We start from the raw sequence: 9,642 nt of genomic DNA, 5'->3' as shown, positions 1-9,642 counted from the left end.
CGCTGCATCCGTTCAGAGATGATTTGAATCATCTCTTGCAGCACAATTTGTTGGCTATGATGCGGAAGGACAAGTTCGGTGAGCCAGCGTAAATGCTTTTTAGACCAATTATCTTTCACGATAGTATTGATGTTGTTGCGGAGAAAGAAGCCTTTTAGTTGAAGCTTGGCATCTTTTAAATCTTTCATTGCGGTTTCATCCCGATTATCTTTTAAAAGTGCGACTTGAGTGAAGGATTTATGGGTATCTAATCCAATAAAAAGAGTGGTATCGTTATTTATGCTAGCCTCCTAATTTAGTTCTTTAGTAAACTAATTATGGCTCTGGCTTCGCTAACCCACGAAACTGGAGGCTAGCACCTTCGTGGGAGTCATTATGTCTATGTGAATAATGCTACTTCAGTTGAGGTTTGGACAGTAATGGCGTATATTTGTGCTATGCAAGCAATTAGCTTGAATGTAGAGGTAGGTTATGCAGGAGGTTCTTATGAGATCTCAAACTAGTCAAAAAAGGAAAACTCGTGAAATTCCTTTTACTTACGACCTAAAACAAATGGAAAAAGCTGTTCACAGCAAGCGCACAAAAGTACCAAAAATGAAATCATTTGAGGACTTTGAGAAGTGGTTGGAGAGCTAGGGTATTAATGTCTGAAAATATTTTAGAAACGTCAGAAGTACTCAAGGACAAAGTCAAAAAGCTAGGTAAGTACGAAAAAGGGAAAGTGTTTGAGTTTTTTCAGACTTTCCAACAAGGTGGTTTTGCTGCAATTGATAACTATTTTGTTCAGGGTCACAGAGTCCGTAACAAAGCTTCAGATGATGTTGACACAGATGACCCTGATTTTATCGCAAAGGTTAAGTTTGCTCAGCAACATTCCCTCTGGCATTTTCATGTTGGCTTCTATGACTTTGGTTATGATATTAAAGGTTATGAAGTGTCTAAAAATGGTGAGCTGACCTCCCAATGGGTAATTCATTACCAAAAGTTTGCAGATAATCATATTAACGTAGCAGACCTCACGCCTCACCCCCCTTTTGAACTTCCCCCAAAAGAAGCCTTAAAATAAATGCACATAACAAGCATTTAAGAGTGATTCGCAACGCTTGGCGTTTTCGCTTCGCTCAAGTATAGCCAAGCGCCGCTCACACCTTAATGCGGCGTTAGGGCTACTCGGGGAATGAGGACAAAATGATACTTTATCAAAACTATGCCAAAGAGATTATGAGTAAACTAGGTCGCTTAAATGAACTAGTAAAACATGCTCCGTCCGTTGGAACATATCATGAGAATTTGATAACAAACTACTTATCAAATTTTCTTTCCAAGCGCTTTTCGGTGAAAACTGGTTTTGTCTACAATCCCAAAACTCAGGAAGTTAGCCCACAAATAGATATCTTGATCATTGATGAAAATGTACCTTCAGCTTATCTGTTTCAAGATGGGAACTTTGCCGTTGTCGTGCCAAACGCTGTAGTAAGCGCTATCGAAGTTAAAACGGTGCTGAATAAATCATCATTTGATGACATCGTTAAAAAATCAATTCAGTATCGAAAATCAAATCCCCAAGGTTTTAACCTATTTGCTCTTTGTTTTCGTAGCAGCACAAAAAATATGGATACAGTTGCTGGTTGGTGTAAATCTTACGAAATGAATGATAATTTTTTAAACTATCCTCATAAAATATTGGCGCTTGATAGTTTTATCCTTGATTTACTGCTCGAGCCTGTAGCCAAACCATTCGGGCTTTATGTTACAACGTGTAATGACTGCGTTGAATCTAAGGAAGAAGCAATACTCACTCAATTCCTATTTTGTATTATGAAACAGTGTGAGCTGAAAGCCGGTATACATACTGCCGATACGATCAATACCATATTCGCAGGCGATTTCGACAAGCTTTATTTCTTACATCACCAAGCCTTTAAGTTGGGTGTCGGAAAAGTTCCAATGCTGGAACTTAATCATGTTAATGGCAAAAACATCTTTAGGAGATCAGAGGTAACGTAGCCCATACAAGCAATTTAAGTGGAACTAAAACAGTTGTCTAAGTTTCGCTTCGCTGCACATTTTAGACAACTGTTTTAGTCCACTTAATGTGGGCGTTAACTGTTACTGGAGTTCTGAAAATGGAAATTATCAAAGCATCAATTGAAGATGCTGAACAAATCTTACAGCTTCAGCTTGTTGCATATGAATCTGAAGCAATGTTAAATAATGATTTTAAAATACCACCTTTAACTCAAAGTCTAGATGGGCTCAAAGCTGATTTTGAGCATAAAACTATTCTTAAGATTGTCGAAGACGGTAAATTACTTGCAAGTGGACAGGCTCATTATAATTCTGGAACTTGTCATATTGGTAGAATGGCAGTTTGGCCTGAGTTACAGGGTAAAGGCATAGGTTCAAAACTATTATCCGCCTTAGAATCTATCTTTCCAGACACTTCACACGTAGAATTGTTTACAGGCGCTAATAGTATTAGCAATTTAGCTATGTATAAACGTCGTGGCTATATTGAATATAATCGGGAAAAATTAGGTAATACGGAAGTAGTCTACTTAAGGCGCGTCGTTAAAATCAGCTAACAAGGCCATGCAATCCGACTCCGTTTATTGCTGTTTTTTAGCTATTCGTTTCGCGAATTCTAGCCTAAAACCCATCAACAAACTCTACGGTTGATGGCAGGCGTTGGTATGACTCCCACTGTCAAGTAGAGCGCAAAAATTCTACCCATTTATTTTGGGCATTCTTTATTTAAAAAAGAGATAGTGTTAACGCATTGCTCAAGCAAGCACTTTCGTCGGTTATCATGCTGTGTAATCGAAAGTAATGAGGCTTTTATGGCGAATAAATATCGAGGTTCATGCCTTTGTGGTAGTGTGAAGTATGAGCTTTTAGGTGAGTTCCAGTCTTTCTTTTTATGTCATTGTACTCGTTGTCAAAAGGGTACAGGCTCGGCTCATGGTGCCAATTTGTTTGCTAAAGCTGGCACCTTAACTTGGTTAAATGGTGAAAGCGATGTCAGAACGTATAAGCATCCAAATTCATTCCATGCAAAAAGCTTTTGTTCAAAATGCGGGTCTGCACTCCCAACGTTTGCAGACAGTATTAACAGCGTAATGGTTCCGGCAGGCAGCCTTGATAGTCCAGTGCCAATTTTGCCTACTGCTAACATCTTTGTTGGTAGTAGCGCTAAATGGTCTATGAAATTGTGCGATGTACCTAGCTACGAAAAGCTTCCAGAATAAGCTAAGAGCTAAACACATAACAAATAAAGATAGGTGCCGCGTAGCCGACATCTTATCTGGGTGTTGAACAAGCCCGAAGCTGCTTATTGTAAATAGGTCGATATTAGTTTTCGGTAAGTATTCGATTCTTTTTTCTTGCAGCGAGTTTAACCCTGACAAAGTAAAAACCAAATATTATCAAATGGTTAACTTTAATTTCATTTCTTTCTTTGGTTAACCCTCCGTTCGTATATTGAAATTTGAATTTGATGAAAACAAAACTAGGTCAAACTTTGAAAAACATGGAATTGATTTATATTACACTTATTTAATAGCAGCCCATTCCTACAGTGTGATGAATGTGACATAACAGAGTAGGTAAGGCTCTGATTGTATGTAATACATAACAAAATACTCTTGGCTTTCAAGGTTTGGTGTTTTTTTGTTTTATAGTCGATATTTGACTACGGTTTAGCTTTAACTTTAGGTATAGATACTTGGGATATTTGGATATAGTGATTTATATAGTGACAGGATTGATTGTTGGGGCGACGCTGCTTCCTATATCCCGTCATCCACATTGGATTGTGAGAGGGATGGACTTTCCTCGGATGCAGTTCGCAATCTGTGCCGCGTTACTGATCTTGTTACAACTGAGTATTCTTAACCTTTCTGAGCCTCAAACTTGGTTTATTGTTATCCCGACAACCCTATGTTTGGTTTGGCAGCTTTGGTGGATTTTGCCTTATACCAAATTATGGCGAGTTGAAGTGCGTGCAAGCCAAGACGTCGATGAGACTCGTCAACTGAGTATCTTAACCGCCAATGTGCTGACTCCGAATCGAGATGCTCATAAACTGATTGAGTTGGTTAATCAATATCAGCCAGATGTACTAGTGACGCTTGAATCGGATCAATGGTGGGAAAACCAATTAGAATGCCTTGAAGTGGATATGCCGGAAACCATGAAGTGTCCGTTAGATAATCTTTATGGCATGCATGTGTATTCTCGACTGCCGTTGCATGAAAAAGAAATGGCTTACCTAGTTGAAGATGATATTCCATCTATGCATACACTTGTCGAGTTGCCGACTGGTGACTTGGTGCGAATGCATTTTCTACATCCTGCGCCGCCAAGCCCTACAGAAAACCCAGAATCAGCCGAACGTGATGCCGAATTAATCATCGTCGCGCGAAGTGTAGGAGAGAGCGATCAGCCAATCATCGTTACCGGTGACTTAAATGATGTCGCATGGTCTCGAACTACTCGTTTATTTCGTAAATTGAGTGGTTTACTGGATCCTAGGGTAGGTAGAGGGATGTTTAATACCTTCCATGTAGACTATCCGTTACTTCGCTGGCCGCTAGATCACCTTTTTCACAGTGAGCACTTTACCGTCCAGAGTATCCAACGATTACCATCCATTGGTTCAGATCACTTTCCACTACTTTCTCGTTTGGCCTTCACACCCATAAAAGGAAAAGGGCAAGATGGCTTGGTTCCCGATCAAGATGATAAAGCGTTCGCGACTTCTGTTACTCGCTCTCAGAATGTTAGTAAAGAAGACGTGCCTACACCCAAAATGGCATTAAAGTAGGGGTGTGTACAGTTCATTTAGTGTTCAAAAACGGAAATTATTCTCTTTGAATAGTAGACTAATATTATTTCCGCATAAATGTGCGAGGTAAGCGTGAAGTACGAATTATTAGTTTTAGCTGCAATGACTCGATTGGAGTCTCCAAATACCCAAGATATCGTTGCTGCCACTGGGATTTCTGAACGAAAAGTACAATCCGTAGTTAACTCATTAGTTGAAGATTTAGGGTTAAATATTCAAAGAGAGCGCCAAGGTCGAACCTTCCGTTTTTCTATTAATAGTTGGGGTGTTTTTGAATCAGGGAAAGCGATTCAATCTCAACTTAATGACATTGATTTAGTTATGCCAAGTAATTCAAAGCTTTCTTCTTACGAAGACAAACATGCCTATTTCGAGCAAGTTAAAATGGATAACTTTAAAGAAAGTATGCGTTTAGAGGGGCATGATGTTGCTAGTGATTTCGATTTATCACTCGACAGAGAGCAACAACGTCAAATTTTGTTAAATAAATACTCAAACGCTAATTCATAGAGGCGCTCAGTGGCTGATAAATATGGCACAACACAAGATCCTTATACTTACGAAAATAGCACGGTTTTTGTTAATAAGCTCAATATCAGAAATGAAGCTGTATTAGAGGCTGCTGAACGTGATTTAACAACGTTGGCAGCAATGTATGTGGAATTTCAATTACCTCCTTACAATGAAAGAGCTATTTTCTGTTTGTGTCACTAAAGCTGAAAAGCGCAGTTAATCATCGTATTAACACGATTTTCCACATTGGGTTGTGAGAGTTCTTCACGCTAAACCCTTTTCTTTGTACTAAACTGCTTTCTTTGTGCTAAATAGCAAGGTGGGTAGAACCGTTAGGCTGTAAACCAGCAAGAAGCATCCAAATCTTTAGGCAATAAAAAACGCTGACATCAGTCAGCGTTATTTTTATTCATTTACTTATACTGGGATGCTTGGCTCTAGCGGCGATTAAGCTTGCTCTGCAAAGATTTCCATAAAGTCTTTTTTCAAAATAGGGTCACGGCGTGCTTTTTTAAGTTGCTTAACCATATCTTTTACGCAGTTTTGTAGCACTTTGTCTAGTAGGCTTGCGCGGTATTCTTGTTGTTCTTCTTCACTCATATCATCACGCATTTTTAATGTTTCGAACTCCTGCATGAAATCGATAGCGGCAAAAGTTTGCCCTACTGAGATCAAAGCATGGAATTGTTCGAAGTTATCTAAAATATTCTGCGCACTGCCTGGTAGATCATCCCACACATCACGAACCGCTTCTTCTGAAACGTCATGAATTGAAGTAACCATAGGTACCGCTTGCTCTGGTACTTGTTCGAACTCGATAAGGTGACGAAGTTCTGGCGAATAAGTGCTTAGATCAATGGCTTCCACTGACTCTTCTGTAACATTTACTTCTTGTTGTTCTGACATAAGGAAACCTCATTTAATTCTGCCTAAGGTCGGCATTATGGATAAGCTTGCTATGAAGAGCAACTGATCTCAAGTTCATGTGCCCAAGAAGGCGGCAGATTTGAATATTGATCATACTCTGGCTGCTCATCATAAGGGTTTTGTAGCAAGGTAAATAATGTTTCTACTTCAGAGTAGTCTCCATCTTCTGCTTTATCGATAGCGATTTGAGCAAGATGATTACGTAGAATGTATTTAGGGTTGTGAGATCTCATTGCTTCGCAGCGTTCAGCATCGCTTTGTGTTTCGAAAGTGAGTCGTTGTTGATATTGTTCTAACCAGATTTTCGCCGCTTCACGATCTAAGATTAAATCGATCACTGGCTGAATGCCTTGGCTATCGAGCATTGAAAGCTGACGGAAAAAGCGAGTGTAGTCGACTTTATTTTTGGCTAGTAGAGCAAACATCTCACCAAATAACTCAGGATCTTGCTCTTGCTTGGTTTGCAATCCAACTTTCTGACGCATCAAACGACTGAATTCACGATTGAGTTCAGGTTCGTAGAGTGCGAGGGCGTCATCTAAATCACTGCGCTCAATTAAAGGTGACAGAGAGTGAGCGAGGGCGGTTAAGTTCCATAAGCCAATATTCGGTTGATTGGCGAAGGAGTAACGGCCTTGGTAATCAGAATGGTTGCAGATAAAACTTGGATCGTAGTTATCTAAAAAGCCAAATGGCCCGAAATCGAAGGTTTGTCCTAGTATCGACATGTTATCAGTATTGAGAACTCCGTGAGCAAAACCAAAGGCGTTCCATTTGGCAAATAATTGAGCGGTAGAAATGACCACTTGCTGTAGCATGGCTGCGTAAGGTTTTTCTTGTTGTTGGCACTCAGGGAAGTGATTGCTTAAGGTATGTTCAACAAGTTCTTTAAGTTGTTCGTGTTGACCTGTATAAAAGCAGTGCTCGAAATGGCCAAAGCGGATATGACTTTCCGCTAGTCGAATACAAATTGCACCAGTTTCGGTTTTTTCACGATAAACGGGAGTTTCGCTATTAATTAACCCTAATGCACGGGTAGTAGGAATGCCTAAGTGGTGTAAGGCTTCAGAACATAGATATTCACGGATACTAGAACGTAATACAGCACGTCCATCGCCTTGGCGAGAAAAGGGGGTTAAACCTGCACCTTTGACATGAATATCATAACGTCGTCCATCGTTTGCTTTGATTTCTGCCATCAATAAGCCACGACCGTCACCTAAATCGGGATTGTAATAACCAAACTGGTGACCAGCGTATTTCATGGCGATAGGTTTAAATTCTTCAGGAAGAGTCATTCCGGAAAAAGCGTGGAGTATTTCTGTATTATGTTCTTTAGGGAGTTGGAGCGATTCAGCAAATTCATGGTTCCAATGAACCCAATGAGGGTGGCTTAGTGGTGACGGTGTCACACCTTGATAGAAGGATTCAGATAATCCATGAAAATGATAGCTAAATTTTGCGTTAGACCAAGATGACATAACGGAATCCCCTTTATTTTGTCTAGATAAATTAGCATACTAAAACAACTTAAAGTACCTAGAGAAATTAAGGTTAAAAAGTACTTTCCACTTCATTACCCATTTTTATTGAAATGGGAGTCATTAATTTATTATAAGGGTTGTCTGTGACGTCAGTTTTATCGGCATGGTTCGTTGGTTGTATAGTCTATTTTGCCGTGATTTTATCCGCTATAGCTGATGAGGAAATCCAATCTCGATCACGAAAGAACTTCGCAACCGCTGTGGTGTTAACCGATAGCGATGCGATTCAATTTGGTATACAAGATTTTAACCCTAACTCGATTGCACCATTTGATAACGATGATTTAGGTGATGACAATTCATTAGATTTAAGAAATAGAGTTTCGGTTACTTCTGTTCCTTATTCATGGGAACTCAATAGTCCCAGCCCTCAAATTAAGCATGAAATAACGATACGTGCTGCTTATGTTCATTTTCAAAATACTATCTCTTTAGATAGCCGAACTGATTTACCCGCAGATACTGATAGTAATGAAGTTTATGATGCTTTTTTTGAATATCGCCTTATCTACCATATTAGTGATTCTTGGAATATTAAGTACGGGCTAGGCAACCATCTGATGTATTTCAAAAATAAGCATTCTTATAACAGCCGAGAAAGTGAGCAGTTAAAACCCTATTTGGATAACTATGCTTATAATACATCGAGCCGTTCTTATATTGTTGAGCCTAACATTGAACTGAATTATGAACTGAAACGTAATTGGGGATATTGGAAGTACACATCATCCTTTAACTATTTTTATGGAAAAGTTTGGGATAAAAAGCGTGAGTATGATTTTGGTAATCTGAAAGGTTGGTACATGGTTAACGGCTTAAAGGCCAATTACAACTTAACCAATTGGGATGGATACATACCATCGGCTTATACCAGCTTTAAGCGTATCGATTTAAAAGGAGATCCTGAGGCTTCGTTTGGTACGGATAACTATTATGAATTTTCGGTTGGATTACTGCTTACGCCGCCAATTTTTAAAGACTACATCGATAATGTCGGAATAGGCATTAATATGAATTATGGTAGTGCGCTGAAAGGCGGGAGCTTAGTTATATTCTTTAATGAGTAAGAAACGTATACCAAGTAAGTTTGAATTATACCATCTAATCGCTTAGCGTGACGGTAGTAAGAATGTTAAAACTAATATACCCAAAGGAATTGAAGTTGCAGTGAGGCGACAAGTGAATGAAGCCTAATGAGCATAGTTTGCTTATATGATTGAGGTGAATGAGCGCAGTCAACAATGCGTAGCTTCAAGTACGAAGAGTATATTGGATAGAGAATTATAAAGAGGATAGAGCATTGGGATTTTTATCGAAGTTATTTGGTGGCAGCAAAACACAAGCAAAAAAAGAAGTAGAGCCAATTGAGTACAATGGCTTTCTAATTTATCCAGAACCTATCGCAGAAGGTGGTCAATTTCGAATCGCTGGACAAATAACCAAAGAGATTGATGGTGAAGTTAAGAGTCATCGTTTTATACGTTCAGATGTATTGTCTTCTGAATCAGATGCTTGTGATTTAATGATTAAGAAATCAAAGCTGTTTATTGACCAGTCATCGGATAATATTTTTTAATCTAATTGAATGTTTAATAAGCATTTTATGACGTATCACAAGAAATTTTTTTAGACAAATGTATGGCGTGCATATCAGGTATGACCTGTTATTGTGATCAATCTGTTGTTTTTTTACGTCATAAGAGTGAGAATCGTCAAACTTAGAGTTATATGTCATATAAAAATGTTTTTTTATTACATTGAACTTACGGTTACTATCTTTAACTGTTATCTCTTAGATTAAGTTGATCTTAA

11 protein-coding genes and 1 pseudogene are annotated in these 9,642 nt (G+C 38.9%); 9 read left to right on the top strand and 3 right to left on the bottom strand.

Annotated elements, in window-relative coordinates:
• Positions 1–197 (bottom strand): annotated as a pseudogene (locus ACE3G9_RS02585) (IS110 family transposase); the annotation flags it as partial.
• Positions 198–643: 446 nt separating this feature from the next.
• Between ACE3G9_RS02585 and ACE3G9_RS02580 the strand changes: the two are divergent.
• The 7 genes from ACE3G9_RS02580 (at position 644) to ACE3G9_RS02550 (ending at position 5,560) form a co-directional block, all read left to right on the top strand.
• Positions 644–1,066 (top strand): hypothetical protein, encoded by a 423-nt coding sequence (locus ACE3G9_RS02580; RefSeq protein ID WP_053312139.1) that lies wholly within the window; start codon positions 644–646, stop codon positions 1,064–1,066.
• A gap of 122 nt (positions 1,067–1,188) precedes the next feature.
• The gene (locus ACE3G9_RS02575) at positions 1,189–2,007 is read left to right on the top strand and encodes a DUF6602 domain-containing protein (protein ID WP_449218398.1); all 819 of its coding nucleotides are present in this window, start codon (positions 1,189–1,191) and stop codon (positions 2,005–2,007) included.
• A gap of 119 nt (positions 2,008–2,126) precedes the next feature.
• Positions 2,127–2,585: a GNAT family N-acetyltransferase gene (locus tag ACE3G9_RS02570; RefSeq protein ID WP_449218397.1), complete on the top strand. Its 459-nt coding sequence runs from the start codon at positions 2,127–2,129 to the stop codon at positions 2,583–2,585.
• Between the two features lie 255 nt (positions 2,586–2,840).
• Positions 2,841–3,248, top strand: a complete 408-nt coding sequence (locus tag ACE3G9_RS02565) for a GFA family protein (RefSeq protein WP_449218396.1) — start codon at positions 2,841–2,843, stop codon at positions 3,246–3,248.
• Positions 3,249–3,838: 590 nt separating this feature from the next.
• Complete coding sequence (locus tag ACE3G9_RS02560) at positions 3,839–4,825, top strand: endonuclease/exonuclease/phosphatase family protein (RefSeq protein WP_449218395.1); 987 nt, start codon at positions 3,839–3,841, stop codon at positions 4,823–4,825.
• Positions 4,826–4,918: 93 nt separating this feature from the next.
• The gene (locus tag ACE3G9_RS02555) at positions 4,919–5,356 is read left to right on the top strand and encodes a YhfG family protein (protein WP_449218394.1); all 438 of its coding nucleotides are present in this window, start codon (positions 4,919–4,921) and stop codon (positions 5,354–5,356) included.
• A 9-nt stretch (positions 5,357–5,365) separates the two neighbouring features.
• Positions 5,366–5,560: a hypothetical protein gene (locus ACE3G9_RS02550; RefSeq protein ID WP_449218393.1), complete on the top strand. Its 195-nt coding sequence runs from the start codon at positions 5,366–5,368 to the stop codon at positions 5,558–5,560.
• A gap of 246 nt (positions 5,561–5,806) precedes the next feature.
• Here ACE3G9_RS02550 and ACE3G9_RS02545 read toward each other — a convergent pair whose 3' ends face one another.
• Both ACE3G9_RS02545 and ACE3G9_RS02540 read right to left on the bottom strand, forming a co-directional pair.
• A complete protein-coding gene (locus ACE3G9_RS02545; protein WP_417881449.1) occupies positions 5,807–6,265 on the bottom strand; it encodes a DUF3069 domain-containing protein in 459 nt (152 codons plus the stop codon).
• Positions 6,266–6,315: 50 nt separating this feature from the next.
• Positions 6,316–7,767 carry a protein adenylyltransferase SelO gene (locus tag ACE3G9_RS02540; RefSeq protein ID WP_417881450.1) on the bottom strand — a complete coding sequence of 484 codons (1,452 nt, stop codon included), beginning with the start codon at positions 7,765–7,767 and terminating at the stop codon, positions 6,316–6,318.
• Positions 7,768–7,913: 146 nt separating this feature from the next.
• On the opposite strand from ACE3G9_RS02540, the gene ACE3G9_RS02535 reads away from it, so the two are divergent.
• Both ACE3G9_RS02535 and ACE3G9_RS02530 read left to right on the top strand, forming a co-directional pair.
• Positions 7,914–8,897, top strand: coding sequence for a Solitary outer membrane autotransporter beta-barrel domain (locus tag ACE3G9_RS02535; protein ID WP_417881451.1), 984 nt, complete (start codon positions 7,914–7,916; stop codon positions 8,895–8,897).
• A 233-nt stretch (positions 8,898–9,130) separates the two neighbouring features.
• On the top strand, positions 9,131–9,406 hold the full coding sequence (locus ACE3G9_RS02530; RefSeq protein ID WP_417881452.1) for an HlyU family transcriptional regulator: 276 nt from the start codon (positions 9,131–9,133) through the stop codon (positions 9,404–9,406).
• Positions 9,407–9,642 lie beyond the last annotated feature (236 nt).

It is taken from the genome of Vibrio sp. E150_018, from assembly GCF_053544035.1.
The sequence above is the reverse complement of the archived record's forward strand: the minus strand, read 5'-3'. Positions and strand labels throughout refer to the sequence as shown.